Raw genomic sequence first — 16,390 nt, 5'->3', positions numbered from 1 at the left:
AACCTCTTGACAAACGAATACAAATTATAACATCATTTTGTATATACTAAATTGTCTGAAAAGGAGTTTTCCGCATGCAGCGTTACCTCGCTCTTCTTTTAGCTGTTATCCCTATTTTACTAGCTGTGGTAGGCATTAAACTGATGAGAGATACTGTCTTCGGTATTCTTTTCTCTCCAATCCCTGTATTATGGTTACAATTTTTAATTGGAGCACTCTGCTTTGCGATTGGTTTTTATATTTTTGGCGGCTTCGTTTTATATCGTGACCGAAAACGAAATAAAGTACAAGCTCGCTTTCGAAGATAAAGTGAAACTTCCATTCGAAGGCGCTTTCCCTTCGAATGGTTAGTTGAACCAATCGGGCGCATGCCAGCAGTTATCCCACACCTATCTTCTTCGCTTCTCTCTCCATCTTGAGGTGTGGATCTTACTGCTCGCGAATAACCGAATAGAATTCTTCACCTTGAAATATTCCACAATATCAAACGTTCATACGAAAAATGAGACCTTCTCTGAAGAAAGGTCTCATTTTTCACCTTGCAATAGCTTTTTCACGCGCTCTGGATAGTCTGTAATAATAGCGGTCACATTCATCCTCAAAAACTTTCTCATTACTTCTTCATCATTAATCGTATATGGACGCACCGCTACACCATTTATCATCGTTAATTCTATAATCCCATCCGAAATATAACGATAGTTCGGATGAATAGCACTGGCTCCCATCTTTTTCGCATAAGCCCACGGACTATGCAGCCCTTCTTTATATAAAATTGCTGTTTCAATATCAGGAGCCATCATATGACACTTTTTCATACTATAATGATTAAAAGAAGATAGAATAATTCGCTCCTCCATATTATATTTTCGAACGAGCGTAATCACCTCTTCTTCTAACCCTCGATACGGCACCTTATTATTCTTTAATTCGATATTAAGAAAAAGGTTGTTTGTTTCTAGCCATTCTAACACATCTTCTAATAAAGGAATGCGGCACGCACCGACCTTATCATAAAATGTATAACTGGCATCTAGCGCACGCAAATCTTCATATAAATAATTCCGAACTGCACCTTTTCCATTCGTCGTTCGATTTACTGTTTCATCATGAATAACAACAATTTTTCTATCTTTTGTCAACTGAACATCCAATTCAATTCCATCCGCTCCGAACTGCTCCGCCGCTTGAAAAGAAACCATTGTATTTTCTGGGTATGTTCCCGCAGCCCCGCGATGTCCAAAAATAAGCGTCATCTTCTCACCTCAAATCTTATCTGCTCTAACGGCTAGTAAGAAATCATTGCAGGTTACAAATCTTACGAGCTACTACCATTAGTGAATCTCCCGCCAATGGAGACTTCTCATTATGTTATACTATACAAAAAGGAGGTACTTTTATGAAACCATTACAACTTTCACCAGACACAGCTATTAAGTTATCTAAAGCTCTCGGTGTTCCACTTGAACAGCTTATGCATATGCCTCAGCATATTTTAATTCAAAAACTTGTTGAATTAGAAAAACAAAATCAAGATAAAGAATAAACAGTCCTGTTATGTACAGGACTTTTTTTATAAAATTTCAACCCGCTGAAACAATAAAAATGAACATTCCTTTCATGATGGTTATCTAAAACTACCATAAAAGGAATGTTCATCGATTTGTATATCAATGTTTTATTGATTAAAAAAGAAATTTATTGCTGAACTTACTTTTATAAACAAAACCTCTTCATCTATTGATATCGTTAATTCAGCTCGCCTTATGCTCAAGCCTTAATTTACCTGCAACCATCGCGATGAATTCACTGTTCGTAGGTTTCGCTTTTGACATGGACACAGTATAACCAAATAAAGAAGAAATAGATTCAATATTCCCTCGGCTCCATGCAACTTCAATCGCATGACGGATTGCACGTTCTACACGGCTTGCCGTTGTATTATATTTCTTTGCGATATCTGGATATAGTACTTTTGTAATTGACCCAAGCAACTCAATGTCGTTATATACCATTGAGATTGCTTCGCGCAAATACATATACCCTTTAATATGAGCTGGTACACCAATTTCATGAATGATACTTGTAATGCTCGCATCTAAATTTTTCGGTTTTCCATCAGACGTTGTTACAGAACGAAAAGCTGAAAATGGGCGTTTAATTGTTGTGCTTGATTTCCCACTCACTTGACGAATGTGACTTGTTAAGTTTTCCATATCAAATGGTTTTAATATAAAATATGATGCACCTAAATCAACAGCTTTTTTTGTCACATCCTCTTGTCCAAACGCTGTTAGCATAATAACATTTGGCTGTTTGGAACGGTCAATATGACGCATTTTTTCTAACACTGCGAGTCCATCTAAATGTGGCATAATAATATCAAGGACCAGTACATCCGGTTGTCTCTCTTTTAATAAATTTAAGCACTCTTGACCATTGTAAGCTACCCCAATCACTTCCATATCATCTTGAGCGGCAACATAACTCTCTAACATAGATACAAGTTCTTTATTATCATCCACGAGACACACTTTAATTTTCTCCACAGCTCTTCCTCCCTACTAATGATTTCTCCCGACATAAAGTATTAGCTTCTAGACTACATGAATTGTTCGACAATTATGTGAAAATCCCCTTTAAAACTTTCTTAAATTCCGAAAAAATCACAAAAAAACATCTTTATCGTTCATTTCTTAGTTTTCTTTTACATATTCCATCATATGATTACAACTGGATATACATACTTTACTTTTATTTTACAACAAAACACAACCATTGCGAAACTTTTGTAACTTTTCAACGACTTTATAAAGTGAAACCTCCTTTCATGAACGCTTTTTTCATGAAAGGTTAGTTGAACCAATCGGGCTTTTACGGGCAGTTATCCCCCATCTATCTTCTTCGCTTTTCTCTGCATCTTGAGGTGGGGGTTTACTGCCCGTTAATGCGGGATAGATCAAAAAAAGCAAGCTGAATAAATTCAGCTTGCTTTTTTCTGATCAGTATAAATATTAATACCCGCTTCATGCAGCATCCATTCAATATGAACACCATATCCAGATGTTGGATCATTGACAAATACATGTGTTACAGCTCCAACTAATTTCCCATCTTGTACAATAGGACTACCACTCATTCCTTGTACAATTCCACCTGTTTTTTCTAATAGACGTTTATCTGTAATCTTAACAACCATCCCTTTTGTTGCAGGGAATTTTTGCGGAACTGTACTTACGATTTCTATATCGAATGCTTCCACTTTATCTTGCTCAATAACCGTCAAAATTTTTGCGGGTCCCTCTTTTACTTGATAAGAAAGAGCAATTGGAATTGCTTCATCCATAATTCCATTTTTCATTCCTGTATTTAACTTACCAAAAATACCAAATGGACTATTCGTTGTAATATTACCAATAATTTCATGATCTGGTGAAAATCTTGCTAGTTTTTCACCCGGATCACCATTACTACCACGTTCAATGGATGTTACTGTCGAACGAACAATTTGTCCATCTTCAACTTGAATTGGTTTTTTCGTATCATTGTCAGAAATAACATGACCAAGTGCACCGTACTTCATTGATTCTGGATGAATAAAAGTCATTGTTCCAATACCTGCAGCTGAGTCACGAATATACAACCCAATTCGATATGACTGTTCTCCCCCATCTTTTTGCGGAGTTAATTTTGTTCGAATATATTTTCCATCTCGCAATAAAACAAGATTAAGCGATTCCCCTGTTTTCCCGCTATCATGAATAAATGGTGCAATATCACTCATTCGTTCAATCGTCTTACCATTTATTTCAGTAATCATATCCCCTACTTGCACACCTGCAAGTTCACCCGGAGATACTTTTCCTTTTTCTGTTTGGATTAAATGATGCCCTACAACAAGTACCCCTTTTGCATTTAACTTTACTCCTATTGATTGCCCGCCTGGAACCACCTTAAAATCTTTTAATACTTTTACATTTACTTTTTTCACCGGCAATCCTGCAAGCTCATAAACCATATCAGCTTCTCCGCTTTGATGCGGATTTACTGCAATTGTTTTTTCACCAGCATGTTGAGAAACAATTGTAAAAATCGTTTCATCTGTTGACTTTGTTTGAAATACAGGTAAAGAAGATACTTGTGAATCTTGATTTTGAAACATAACAAGTTGCTTCGGAAGTGAAATAAACTCGCGAAGCGGTTTATAACACCCAATAAAGACAAGCGAAACAAGGAGACAGATTCCTATGATTTTTCGAAATTGCTCTAATTTCAATCTTTTCACTCTCCTCGCTCCTAACCCACATTCAGCCAAGCGGCTTCACTTTTTAATCTCCCCTTGCTACCCTTTCTTTATAACCGGAAGAATTAAGAAATCATTGTTGTTACCTAAGAAATCATTGTTGTTACCAAAAAAGCTATCCATTATTGGATAGCCTCTGCTGCTTGTTTAAAACGATGCGCTTGCGAGAGTAACTCTCTTGCATGCTCTGTTGTTAAATCAGTAATTTCTACACCAGAGATCATGCGAGCAATTTCTGTTACTTTTTCGTCCTGACTTAGTACAGTAACAGATGTAACTGTTCGTTCATTGACAATTTGTTTACGAATAAACAAATGAGAATCTGCCATAGACGCGACTTGTGGTAAATGTGTAATACATAGCACTTGTGAATTGACGGAAACACGATAGATTTTTTCAGCAATTGCCTGTGCAACACGCCCGCTTACTCCAGTGTCTACCTCATCAAAAATAACAGAAGCAACACCTTGATGTTTAGAGAAAATACTCTTTAACGCTAATATAATACGGGATAATTCTCCTCCTGAAGCTACTTTAGAAAGCGGCTTTAACGGTTCTCCTGGATTTGTAGAAATATAAAATTCCACATAGTCATACCCACCTTGGGTCATTTTTACAGGAGCTCCTTCGACAAGAGGATCGTCAATTGTCCCTTCTTTTTTCTTTATCATTACTTCAAATTTTGTTTTTTCCATGTACAGCTCTTTTAATTCTTGATGAATTGCTGTTGTTAATCGGTTCGCAAGATTATGACGCATGTCACTTAATAATTTTGCTTCTTTTACTATAAGCTGTTCTACTTCTTTTAATTTTTTTCTCGTCGTTTCAATGTGTACATCTTTATTTTCAATAGTAAATATTTCTTGTTCAATTTCATCCGCATACGCTAAAATTTCTTCTACAGTATTTCCATATTTACGCTTTAACATACGAATTTCATTTAAACGCGTTTCAATTTCATCTAAACGATTAGGGTCATACTCCATCATATCTAACTTTTCACGCAGCTGATAAGCGACCTCTTCCAATAAATAATAACTATTTGCAATCGCATCATAGTTTTCTTGATATGCTATATCCAAATCCGTAATGCTCTCCATTTGATTCATTGCATTTCGTACATGATCTAAACCAGAACGGTCTTCAGTTAAAGAACGATACGAATCACCCAACGCCTTATAAATCTTTTCGAAGTTCGAAATCTTCAATCGTTCTTCTAATAAGTTTTGCTCTTCATCTATTTTCAAGTCTGCATTTCGAATCTCTTCATGTTGAAATTGAATCAAGTCTAAACGATGGGCCATTTGTTGCTCGTTCTCTGTTAAAGAGAGCAATTGTTTTTTTAATTGCTCGTATTCTCTATAAACATTTTGATACTTTTCTAACTGAACTAAAATATGGTCCCCATCAAAATGATCAAGCATAAATAAATGACGGTCTTCATTCATTAAATCTTGTGTTTCATGTTGCCCATGAATATCAACAAGCGTTTTCCCAATTTCCTTTAATACACTTAATGTAACCAGTTTTCCGTTTACGCGGCATACACTTTTCCCGTTCACAGAAATATCCCGTTTTAAAATCATCATGCCATCTTCAATTTCAATATCAAGTTCTTCTGCTTTCATAACGCAAGGATGATTTTCATCCTCAATATAAAATAACCCTTCAATTTCAGCTTTATCTGTCCCATAGCGCACAAATTCCGCAGAACCGCGTCCTCCAACAAGAAGACTAATCGCATCAATAATGATGGATTTCCCTGCACCCGTTTCACCACTTAAAACAGTCAGCCCTTTTTGAAAAGAAATATTTAATGATTCAATAATAGCAAAGTTTCTAATCGACAATTCTGATAACAATGCCTCATTCACCTCGTTATCTAATTCACACTCCATACTGGAGGCTTAAACTATTCTCACATACATTCTTCTATTAATTCTTTTCTTGATGAAGAATATATTATGTAATCTGCTTCATTGTACCAAACATTTGTTTTTACGGTCAATGTAACAATAATGATATTTCGATATGGAAATGTGTATTTTTACGTGCCATTTTGGATTTTTATCCCGCATTAACGGGCCCCCCGCCTGAAAATTTTGGGGAATCTGAAGAAGGATAGGCGGGGATAACTGCTGGCATGCGCCCGATTGGTTCAACTAACCATCAGTGGTGGATGAATCCCCCCACTGATGGAAGTTTCACTTTATATTTCTTCATAACAAAAATATCTTGCTTACTTTTCACTCTTCTGAGCAATAAAGCAAACAAGATTCTTTTTGTTACAGCATATTTAAAAAGCGATTCGATACAACTCCTGTATCTTCAGGTGTACGGCAAATAATTAAACACGTATCATCACCGCAAATTGTGCCAATAATTTCATCCCATTCTAAATGATCAATAAGTGCACCAAGAGCATGTGCGTTACCTGGCAATGTCTTTAACACGAGCATATGACCAGCTGAATCTAATTTAACAAACGAATCGATAAGATTGCGTTTTAATTTTTGAAGCGGATTAAATCGTTGATCGGCTGGTAAGCTATATTTATACCTTCCGTCATGAAGTGGCACCTTTACTAAATGTAATTCTTTAATGTCTCGTGATACTGTCGCTTGCGTTACATTAAAACCTTCATTACGCAAAATATCTACTAGTTCATCTTGTGTTTCAATTTCTTTATTCGCAATAATTTCTCGGATTTTAATATGGCGCTGCCCTTTATTCATATTTTTGCACCTCGCACTATCTCTTACCTTAGTTTTAACGTCGCTATACTTCACTTCTTTATGTTAACGTATAACTGGTTACTTGTACACCGTTGTTTTTACAATTGTGTTTACAATTCTAGCTTGCTGTATGTTAAAAAAAAGGAACAACAATTGTTATTCCTCTTTTCCTTTTTGTTTCAGGGCTTCGTGAGCTTCTGTCACAACTTCCTCTACTCGAATAGGAGAATGATTTTCCCCTTGCGCACGCTCACCATACCACTTTAAATGAATTAAAAATTCAATATTTCCATCTCCGCCTGTAATTGGGGAGAATGTTAAATTTTGAACATCATAACCCTCTTCTAATGCAAAATCGACAATCATTTCTATAACCGCTTCATGCACTTTACGGTCGCGAACAATTCCCTTTTTTCCCACTTGCTCTCGCCCAGCTTCAAATTGCGGCTTAATAAGCGCTGCAACGTCACCACCAGAAGTTAACATTGTTTTCAATACAGGTAAAATTAATTTTAAAGATATAAATGATACGTCAATGCTCGCAAATTGTGGTAATCCCTGCTGCAAATCAGCAGGTGTTACATAACGGAAATTCGTCCGTTCCATTACCACAACACGCTCGTCCTGACGCAGCTTCCATGCAAGCTGGTTATAACCTACGTCTAACGCATATGATAACTTCGCACCGTTTTGCAAAGCACAATCGGTAAACCCACCAGTTGAGGAACCAATATCTAACATAACCTTATCTTGCAAATCTATTTGAAATGTTTCTAATGCCTTCTCTAATTTGTATCCACCACGGCTTACATACCGCATCACTTGTCCTTTTACTGTAAGCTCTGTATCTTGCGGTATTTTTTCACCCGGCTTATCTAAACGCATTTCATTAGCATATACAAGACCGGCCATAACAGCCCGCTTTGCCTTTTCTCTTGTTTCCACAAGTCCTCGTTCTACTAATAGTACATCTACTCTTTCTTTTTTTCCGCTCATTCGTTACGCCCTTTTTTGTTTTAATGGAATCATTGTACAAATGCGTTCAACAACTGCATCTGTTGTTAAGCCAATTTCTTCAAGAAGTTTAGATACACTGCCATGCTCGATGAAATGATCGGGAATACCCATACGCTCAATTAGTGCATTATGGTACCCATGCTCACTAGCAAATTCTAACACACCAGAACCAAATCCTCCGATTAAACACGCTTCTTCAATCGTTAAAATCGGCATTTTCTTTCCTAATAACTCATGTAAATACTCTTCATCCATCGGTTTGATAAAGCGAGCATTAACAATTTTTACAGATATCCCCTTTTTCTCAAGAGATTCCGCTGCCTCTAAAGCCATTGGAATTGTCGTACCAAATGTTAAAATGGCTGCTTGTGAACCTTCACGAAGTGTTTCCCATGTACCGATTGGAATTTCTTTAAACTCCTCATCCATAGGTACACCAAGCCCATTTCCACGCGGATAGCGAAGCGCAATCGGCCCATCTTCGTAATTGATGGCTGTATATACCATATGTTGGCCTTCGTTTTCATCTTTTGGCATCATGAGAACGATATTCGGAAGATGGCGTAAAAATGCAATATCAAATATACCTTGATGCGTTTCTCCATCAGCTCCTACTAACCCTGCGCGATCAATCCCGAAAAAGACATTTAAATTTTGGCGGCACACATCGTGAACGACTTGATCATAAGCACGTTGTAAAAACGTAGAATAAATCGCTAAAAACGGCTTCATATCTTGCGTCGCTAAACCGGCTGCCATCGTTACCGCATGCTGCTCAGCAATCCCTACATCAAACATACGATTCGGAAATTCTTTTGCAAATTTTTCAAGTTTTGATCCGACCGGCATTGCTGGCGTCACAGTAACGATACGCGGGTCATCCTTCGCTAATTTACGAACTGCTTCGCTAACAACAGAACTCCATGCCGGGGCAACTTCCTTCGGTTTCACAAAATCACCAGATTCAATTTTGTATGGTCCTGTACCATGCCAAGTTCCAACTACATCACTTTCAGCTGGTTTATAGCCTTTTCCTTTTTTCGTAATCACATGAACAAGAACAGGGCCTTTCGTTTTCTTTGCATATTGAAGATTTTCAAATAAACTTTCATAATCATGACCATCAACAGGGCCTAGATATGTAAATCCTAATTCTTCAAAAAACACACCGGAAACGAGTAAATATTTCAAGCTATCTTTTACTTTTTCTGCTGTTGCAGCTACTTTACCGCCTACTGCCGGAATTTTCTTCAATAAGTATTCCAGTTCGTCTTTTACCCATTGATATTTCCCTGCTGTACGTAAACGTCCAAGTACGTTATGCAATGCACCAACGTTCGGTGCAATTGACATTTCATTATCATTTAAGATAACTGTCATATCTGTTTGCTCATGTCCAATATGGTTTAGTGCTTCTAGTGCCATTCCACCTGTTAACGCACCATCACCAATAATCGGAACAATATAATCTTTCGTTTTCTTTAAATCACGCGCAAGCGCCATTCCCATTGCAGCAGATAATGAAGTCGAACTATGTCCAGTTTCCCATACATCATGCTCACTTTCGCAACGCTTTGGAAAACCACATAATCCTTTATATTGTCTTAATGTCCCAAACTCCTTTGCACGCCCTGTTAAAATTTTATGTACATAGGATTGATGTCCTACATCCCATAAAAATTTATCTCTTGGACTATCAAATACTTTATGCAAAGCAATTGTGAGTTCTACTACACCTAGGTTCGGAGCAATATGTCCACCTGTTTGAGAAAGCTCTTCAATTAAAAACTTTCGAATATCTTCGCTTAATGCCTCTAGTTCGCCTATAGACATATCCTTCAAAAAACTAGGATTTTGAATTTGCGTCAGATCCACAAGGATCACTCACTTTCGTTTCATAATCTGTCATCATATCAACTAGTATACAAAATACCTGTAAAACATAGTTGTACTTAATTGTATTACAAAAATCAAGCATCTTTTTAGTTTTATACGATGAAAAAAGAGCCGCTAACACAAAGTGATAACGGCAATGTAATCTACATATATTTTTGCCAATAACAAGAAAAGAAAAACCTTTGTCTACATTTATACCATAAAATCCCCAATGGCTCAACAAATGCAAACGTTCTGATACTAGTGATTACGCTTTGCAATTAAATCACAAATTGTTAACAAATATTCATCTTGTAATTTTAAAGAAGAAATTGCGTCTTTTGCTTTTGTAATTGTTCCTTCTAAAATTTGCTTCGCTTCTTCTAGTGTAAACAACGTTGTATATGTACTTTTTTCATTTGTCATATCGCTTCCGACTGGTTTCCCAATTTCTTCTTCTGTTCCTTCTACATCTAGAATATCATCACGAATTTGAAAAGCAAGTCCAATATACTTCGCAAATGTAAGTAGTTTTTCTTGTTGCTCAGTCGTAGCCCCTGATAATAGCGCACCAGCTAATACTGCAAATTCTAATAAACGGCCAGTTTTATGCTTATGAATATATTCTAACTCGTGAAGCGTTAACTGTTTCCCTTCCGCTTCCATATCCGCAACTTGTCCTCCAACCATTCCTTCTGGTCCTGCTGCTTTTGCAAGTTCTAACGCAATGCGCATCTTTATTTCAGGAGTAATGTCTTTATGCTCTTGCCCTGTTACAACTTGGAATGCATACGTTAACAATCCATCACCAGCTAATACAGCCATCGCTTCACCAAATACTTTATGATTTGTCGGTTTTCCACGGCGTAAGTCATCATCATCCATACAAGGCAAATCATCATGAATTAAAGAATATGTATGAATCATTTCTAAGGCACAAGCTGTATCTATTCCTAAATCTCTATCTTTCCCAAACGCTTGTAGCGTCGCAAATAAAAGTAACGGCCGGAGACGCTTTCCGCCCGCTTCTAATGAATATGCCATTGCCTCGCGAAGCACATTCGGACATTGTAATGTATTTGCATAACGGACAAGCTGTTCTTCAACAAGTGCTTTGCTCTCTTTCATAAAGGCATCAAAAGCTATATACGCCATTATGCTTCATCTCCTAGGGCAGTAAAAGGACGAAGTTCACCGTTTTCACCAAGTATAACTGCCATTTGGTCTTGTACATCTTTTAATTTATCATCGCAAAGCTTAGAAAGCTCCATACCTTCTTTGAAATACGAAATTGCTTCTTCAAGCGGAACATCGCCTTGTTCAAGCTTAGAAACAATTTGCTCAAGCTTTGCAATCGCTTCTTCAAAGCTCACTTTATTTTTCATCGCCTAGTTCACGCTCCTCTATTCCCCATACATTACATTCTAACACACCATCTTGAAGCTGTACGGCAACCGTATCTCCAAGATCAATTTCTTTCACGCTTTTTAACACCTGTTTTTTATTGTTATAGACAAGACCGTAGCCTCGCATCATCACTTTAAGAGGACTTAACGTTTCTAACTTCTCTACTGCTCTTGTAAAAGCAAACTCTTTCGCTTGTAGAAGAGTTTGCATTTCGCGTTGCAGTTGTTTTTGCAATGCGTCCACCATAAGCTTTGTTTGTTCAATTTTTTGCGAAGGATGATGCTTTCCTAAATAAAATGACAGCTGCTGAAGCTGATTCGCCTTCTTCTCTATGTAACGTTCTTTCGTTTGCATCAGCTTATCAATTGTACGATCCAATTGTTCTTCCTTTTGCTCATACAGTTGTTTTGGATAACGAAACGCATATGATTTTTGTAATGCTTGCAGATGCTCCTGCTTATAGTTCATCATCTCACGCATCGCTCGCGTTAACCGAAGTGTACGTTGCATCACTTTTTCTTCTAATTCGAGAATGTGAGGCGCTGCCAATTCAGCTGCCGCTGTTGGCGTTGGCGCTCTTAAATCCGCAACAAAATCAGCAATTGTAAAATCTGTTTCATGACCAACTGCAGAAATAATCGGAACTTGACTCGTAAAGATTGCCCGAGCTACTGTTTCTTCATTAAACGCCCATAGTTCTTCAATTGAACCTCCGCCGCGACCAACAATTAGTACATCCATATCGTTCATTTCATTTGCTTTTTCAATAGCCTGTACAATCGAGGGAGCTGCGAACTCCCCTTGTACAAGTACTGGAAATACAATTACATTTCCAATAGGATAACGACGTGTAATCGTCGTTATAATATCCCGAATCGCCGCACCCGTTGGTGACGTAATAACACCAATCGTTGTTGGATAAGCAGGAATTGGTTGTTTATATACTTGTGAAAACAGCCCTTCCTCTTCTAAACGGGCCTTTAACTGTTCATATGCTAAATGAAGATCCCCTACTCCATCTGACTGCATATCATGAACATAAATTTGGTATGAACCACTTGCTTCATAAACAGAGATTTTCCCTTTTACAAGCACTGTCATCCCGTCTTCTGGTCTAAATTTCATATTACGATTATGACTTGCAAACATGACCGCAGCAATTCTTGCATTTTCATCTTTTAATGTGAAATACATATGACCGCGGCTATGATATTTAAAATTTGAAATTTCTCCTTTTAACCAAACAGACTGTAAATGAGGATCATACTCTATTTTTGTTTTCATATAACGAGTTAATGCTGTAACGGTTAAATATTGCTTTTCCATCTTTCTCTCCTCATAGCCGCTTTGCAATTACTTACAAACAACACCTGCGCGCTCTGCAGATAGTACCGTATTTTCTAGCAGCATTGTAATCGTCATTGGACCTACGCCTTTTGGTACTGGGGTAATATAGCCTGCAACGTTTAATACATCATCAAAGTCAACATCACCGCACAGTTTTCCTGTTTCTAAACGGTTTACTCCGACATCGATTACAACCGCACCTTCTTTTACATAGTCAGCTGTTACCATTTTTGCTCTTCCAACTGCAACAATTAAAATATCAGCTAGCTTCGTTAATTCTTTTATATTCGCTGTTTTTGAATGACAATAAGTAACTGTCGCATTTTCATTTAAAAACAGTTGTCCTACTGGTTTTCCAACAATATTGCTTCGTCCAATAACAACAACGTGTTTCCCTGTAATATCAAGGTTTGTTTCTTTTACTAATTCTAAAATGCCGTGCGGTGTACATGGAAGGAACGTATCTTGTCCTGTCATCATACGACCGATACTAATTGGGTGGAAACCATCCACATCTTTCTCAGGAGAAATTTTTTCAATGATAGCCTTTTCTTCAACGTGATTTGGCAAAGGTAATTGCACTAAAATACCGTGAATACGATTATCGTTATTTAAACGATCGATTTCTGCTAATAAACGATCTTGTGTAATTGTATCGGGAAATGTAATTAATTCAGAATAAATGCCAACTTGTTCGCATCCTTTTTCTTTCCCCTTTACATACGAATGAGAAGCTGGATCATCCCCAACTAAAATAACAGCTAGTCCTGGTACAATTCCTTGTTCTTTTAGTTCTGCAACTTTCTCTTTTAGCTGCGCTCGCTTTTTCTCTGCAACTTCATTTCCTTTGATGATTACTGCTACCATGTTAAAATTCCCCCTTAAAAAATTACAAAGCTACTTTTCTTCTACCCCGCTCTAACGAGCAGTAGGGCCCTCACCTTAAAGGTTTGAAAAATCAAAGAAGATAGGTGCGGGTTAACTGCTCGTAAAAGCTTAATTAGTTTTACTAATCATCTGTGGGAGTGAAGCTCCCCGCAGATGAAAATTTCACTTTATCCCGCACTAACAGGCAGTATGATCCCCACTTCAAGATTAAAAAGAAACAACAAAGATAGATGGGGAATAACTGCTGGCATGCGCCCGATTGATTCAACTAACCATCTGTGTGGGGGAAAGCTCCCCGCAGATGAGAGTTTACTTTATACTAGATAAAACGCCGTTAATAAAACGACGAGATTCCTCGTCCCCATATGCTTTTGCAATTTCAATTGCCTCGTTAATAGATACGCTATGCGGAATATCTTCCATATATTTTATTTCATACACAGCAAGTCGTAAAATACTGCGATCAACAATGCTAATGCGCTCTAATTTCCACTTTTTTAAATTTTGACGAATAAGCTCATCGATCACTTCTTTATGCTCTACACACCCGAAGACAAGTGTTTCTAAAAATTCATTTGTACTTTCGCCTTCTTCAAGTGTATTTTCTACTGCAGCTTTCGGATTATATTCTCCGGTAATATCCATTTGATAGAGTGCTTGCATTGCTCTTTCTCTAGCCGTCCTACGTTTCATTATAACTCTCCTTTATACTTCAAGTCTTCCTTATGTTTTGTTATATTATTATAATTTATAAGCCGTCGAATTACTTACTCTTTATAATTTCCGCTGAGTGTTCAACCTTATAATACAATGATAATACCACAATTTATCGTTTCATACACGAGTTCCCTAATGGAAAAATAATAAAAAGATTAACTCCAAGTTCCATATCATACCACAATGTACGTTTTTTTCAAAAATACGTATTTACCCTTATATATTTTTCATTTTTTTGAATAATATAACGTTTCCGGAACTTGAATAGAGGTATACAAAACGATAAAAAAAGGTGCCTGTATAACGAGGCACCTTTTTTTAGTATTATACTGGCTCAATTTCTGTCTTTGGTGTCTCAAATGTTACACCAACGATATGCACGTTTACTTCTTTCGGTTCAAGGCCTGTCATTGTAAGAAGCGCTTGACGAATATTATCTTGAATGTTTTGTGCAACAACTGGAATTGCTACACCAAAATACATTAATACATAAACATCAACGATAATGTCATCGTTTGCTAACTCTACTTTTACGCCCTTTCCGTGATTTTTCTTCCCTAACTTCTCAACAACATCTGTTGCAAAATTACCACGCATTGCCGCTACACCTTCTACTTCAGAAGCAGCAATACCTGCAATTACTTCAATTACTTCCGGTGCGATTTCTACTTTACCAAGAGTTGTGTCTTGCCCCATGTCTAACATATGTTCAGCCATGAAAAAACCTCCTTTAAATGTATCAGTGCGCCGTTAAATCATGCTGTTCTAGAAACTTAGTGTTAAATTCACCTTGTACAAACTCAGGATGGTCAAGAAGTTGTAAATGAAACGGAATCGTCGTATGTACACCTTCAATGACGAATTCACTTAGCGCTCGCTTCATTTTTGCAATTGCTTCTTCACGTGTTTTTCCGTAAACAATAAGCTTTGCAACCATCGAATCGTAATAAGGTGGAATCGTATATCCAGGATATACAGCTGAATCGACGCGAATACCAAATCCTCCTGGTGGTAAATACATTTCTACCTTTCCTGGAGATGGCATAAAGTTTTTGGCAGGGTTTTCCGCATTAATTCGACACTCAATTGCCCAACCGTTAAATTGTACTTCTTCTTGCTGCAGCGATAACTGCTCTCCTGACGCAACACGAATCTGCTCTTTAATAAGATCTACTCCCGTTACCATTTCAGTTACAGGATGTTCGACTTGAATCCGCGTATTCATTTCCATAAAATAGAAACTTTTCGTTTTATATTCGTAAATAAATTCAACTGTGCCAGCACCTGTATAATCTACTGCTGCCGCTGCTTTTACTGCTGCTTCTCCCATTTGTTGACGAACGGTAGCATCTAAAGCTGGAGAAGGCGACTCTTCTAACAGCTTTTGCAAACGACGCTGAATTGTACAATCACGCTCTCCTAAATGAATGACATTACCATGATTATCTGCCATCACTTGAATTTCAACATGACGGAAATCTTCAATGTACTTTTCTAAATATACACCAGGGTTTCCAAAAGCGGTACTTGCCTCTTGCTGTGTAATTTGAATCCCTTTCACAAGCTCTTCTTCAGTGCGTGCAACGCGAATACCCTTGCCGCCGCCGCCCGCTGTTGCTTTAATAATAACAGGATATCCAATTTTCTCTGCGAGTGCTACAGCTTCTTCGATATTTTTAATGATTCCTTGTGAACCCGGTACAATCGGAACCCCTGCTTCTTTCATTGTATCACGTGCAACGTCTTTTGTGCCCATTTTTGAAATAGCTTCTGGACTTGGACCAATAAAAATCAAATTACATTCACGACAAAGCTCTGCAAAATCAGCATTTTCTGCTAAAAATCCATATCCAGGGTGAATTGCATCACAGCCTGTTAATTTCGCAACACTAATAATGTTCGTTAAGTTTAAATAGCTCTCCTTTGATACAGTTGGACCAACGCAGTATGCTTCATCTGCCACTTGTACATGAAGCGCTTCTTTATCTGCCTCAGAATAAATCGCAACTGTTTCAATATTCATTTCTTTACAAGCACGAATAATTCGTACAGCAATTTCCCCGCGGTTCGCAATTAATACTTTTTTAATCATAATTCAAGA

General features: G+C 37.4%; 16 protein-coding genes. 2 read left to right on the top strand and 14 right to left on the bottom strand.

The features are described 5' to 3' along the window. The first annotated feature begins 74 nt into the window (after nucleotides 1–74). Nucleotides 75–308: a DUF2627 domain-containing protein gene (locus LRP84_RS15955; protein ID WP_230575981.1), complete on the top strand. Its 234-nt coding sequence runs from the start codon at nucleotides 75–77 to the stop codon at nucleotides 306–308. 219 nt (nucleotides 309–527) lie between these two features. On the opposite strand, the gene LRP84_RS15950 is transcribed toward LRP84_RS15955, so the two are convergent. Next, on the bottom strand, nucleotides 528–1,256 hold the full coding sequence (locus LRP84_RS15950; RefSeq protein WP_230575980.1) for a glycerophosphodiester phosphodiesterase: 729 nt from the start codon (nucleotides 1,254–1,256) through the stop codon (nucleotides 528–530). Between the two features lie 143 nt (nucleotides 1,257–1,399). Here LRP84_RS15950 and LRP84_RS15945 point away from each other — a divergent pair, with 143 nt between their 5' ends. After that, complete coding sequence (locus LRP84_RS15945; protein ID WP_230575979.1) at nucleotides 1,400–1,546, top strand: YycC family protein; 147 nt, start codon at nucleotides 1,400–1,402, stop codon at nucleotides 1,544–1,546. Nucleotides 1,547–1,754: 208 nt separating this feature from the next. Here LRP84_RS15945 and spo0A read toward each other — a convergent pair whose 3' ends face one another. The 13 genes from spo0A to accC all read right to left on the bottom strand — a co-directional run bounded on the left by spo0A (nucleotide 1,755) and on the right by accC (nucleotide 16,381). Further along, a complete protein-coding gene (spo0A, locus tag LRP84_RS15940) occupies nucleotides 1,755–2,549 on the bottom strand; it encodes a sporulation transcription factor Spo0A (protein ID WP_230575978.1) in 795 nt (264 codons plus the stop codon). A 434-nt stretch (nucleotides 2,550–2,983) separates the two neighbouring features. Continuing rightward, nucleotides 2,984–4,285, bottom strand: a complete 1,302-nt coding sequence (spoIVB, locus tag LRP84_RS15935) for a SpoIVB peptidase (protein ID WP_230575977.1) — start codon at nucleotides 4,283–4,285, stop codon at nucleotides 2,984–2,986. 140 nt (nucleotides 4,286–4,425) lie between these two features. After that, nucleotides 4,426–6,165 carry a DNA repair protein RecN gene (gene recN, locus LRP84_RS15930; RefSeq protein ID WP_230575976.1) on the bottom strand — a complete coding sequence of 580 codons (1,740 nt, stop codon included), beginning with the start codon at nucleotides 6,163–6,165 and terminating at the stop codon, nucleotides 4,426–4,428. A 423-nt stretch (nucleotides 6,166–6,588) separates the two neighbouring features. Then, entirely contained in the window at nucleotides 6,589–7,038 is a 450-nt protein-coding gene (argR, locus tag LRP84_RS15925; RefSeq protein WP_154712129.1) for an arginine repressor ArgR, read from the bottom strand. A 156-nt stretch (nucleotides 7,039–7,194) separates the two neighbouring features. Next, nucleotides 7,195–8,034: a TlyA family RNA methyltransferase gene (locus LRP84_RS15920; protein WP_230575975.1), complete on the bottom strand. Its 840-nt coding sequence runs from the start codon at nucleotides 8,032–8,034 to the stop codon at nucleotides 7,195–7,197. A gap of 3 nt (nucleotides 8,035–8,037) precedes the next feature. Further along, nucleotides 8,038–9,930 (bottom strand): 1-deoxy-D-xylulose-5-phosphate synthase, encoded by a 1,893-nt coding sequence (gene dxs, locus LRP84_RS15915; RefSeq protein WP_230575974.1) that lies wholly within the window; start codon nucleotides 9,928–9,930, stop codon nucleotides 8,038–8,040. Between the two features lie 261 nt (nucleotides 9,931–10,191). Continuing rightward, entirely contained in the window at nucleotides 10,192–11,085 is an 894-nt protein-coding gene (locus tag LRP84_RS15910; protein ID WP_230575973.1) for a polyprenyl synthetase family protein, read from the bottom strand. Further along, nucleotides 11,085–11,315: an exodeoxyribonuclease VII small subunit gene (locus tag LRP84_RS15905; protein ID WP_230575972.1), complete on the bottom strand. Its 231-nt coding sequence runs from the start codon at nucleotides 11,313–11,315 to the stop codon at nucleotides 11,085–11,087. The genes LRP84_RS15910 and LRP84_RS15905 overlap by 1 nt, the downstream gene beginning before the upstream one ends. Beyond that, nucleotides 11,305–12,663: an exodeoxyribonuclease VII large subunit gene (gene xseA / locus LRP84_RS15900; protein WP_230575971.1), complete on the bottom strand. Its 1,359-nt coding sequence runs from the start codon at nucleotides 12,661–12,663 to the stop codon at nucleotides 11,305–11,307. The genes LRP84_RS15905 and xseA overlap by 11 nt, the downstream gene beginning before the upstream one ends. 27 nt (nucleotides 12,664–12,690) lie before the next feature. Next, nucleotides 12,691–13,551 (bottom strand): bifunctional methylenetetrahydrofolate dehydrogenase/methenyltetrahydrofolate cyclohydrolase FolD, encoded by an 861-nt coding sequence (gene folD / locus LRP84_RS15895; protein ID WP_230575970.1) that lies wholly within the window; start codon nucleotides 13,549–13,551, stop codon nucleotides 12,691–12,693. A 330-nt stretch (nucleotides 13,552–13,881) separates the two neighbouring features. Continuing rightward, a complete protein-coding gene (gene nusB / locus LRP84_RS15890) occupies nucleotides 13,882–14,265 on the bottom strand; it encodes a transcription antitermination factor NusB (RefSeq protein ID WP_230575969.1) in 384 nt (127 codons plus the stop codon). A gap of 348 nt (nucleotides 14,266–14,613) precedes the next feature. Beyond that, complete coding sequence (locus LRP84_RS15885; protein ID WP_230575968.1) at nucleotides 14,614–15,006, bottom strand: Asp23/Gls24 family envelope stress response protein; 393 nt, start codon at nucleotides 15,004–15,006, stop codon at nucleotides 14,614–14,616. Nucleotides 15,007–15,028: 22 nt separating this feature from the next. Beyond that, nucleotides 15,029–16,381 (bottom strand): acetyl-CoA carboxylase biotin carboxylase subunit, encoded by a 1,353-nt coding sequence (gene accC / locus LRP84_RS15880; RefSeq protein WP_230575967.1) that lies wholly within the window; start codon nucleotides 16,379–16,381, stop codon nucleotides 15,029–15,031. Nucleotides 16,382–16,390 lie beyond the last annotated feature (9 nt).

The organism is Bacillus rhizoplanae, from assembly GCF_917563915.1.
Taxonomy (GTDB): Bacteria; Bacillota; Bacilli; order Bacillales; family Bacillaceae_G; genus Bacillus_A; species Bacillus_A rhizoplanae.
The sequence above is the reverse complement of the archived record's forward strand: the minus strand, read 5'-3'. Positions and strand labels throughout refer to the sequence as shown.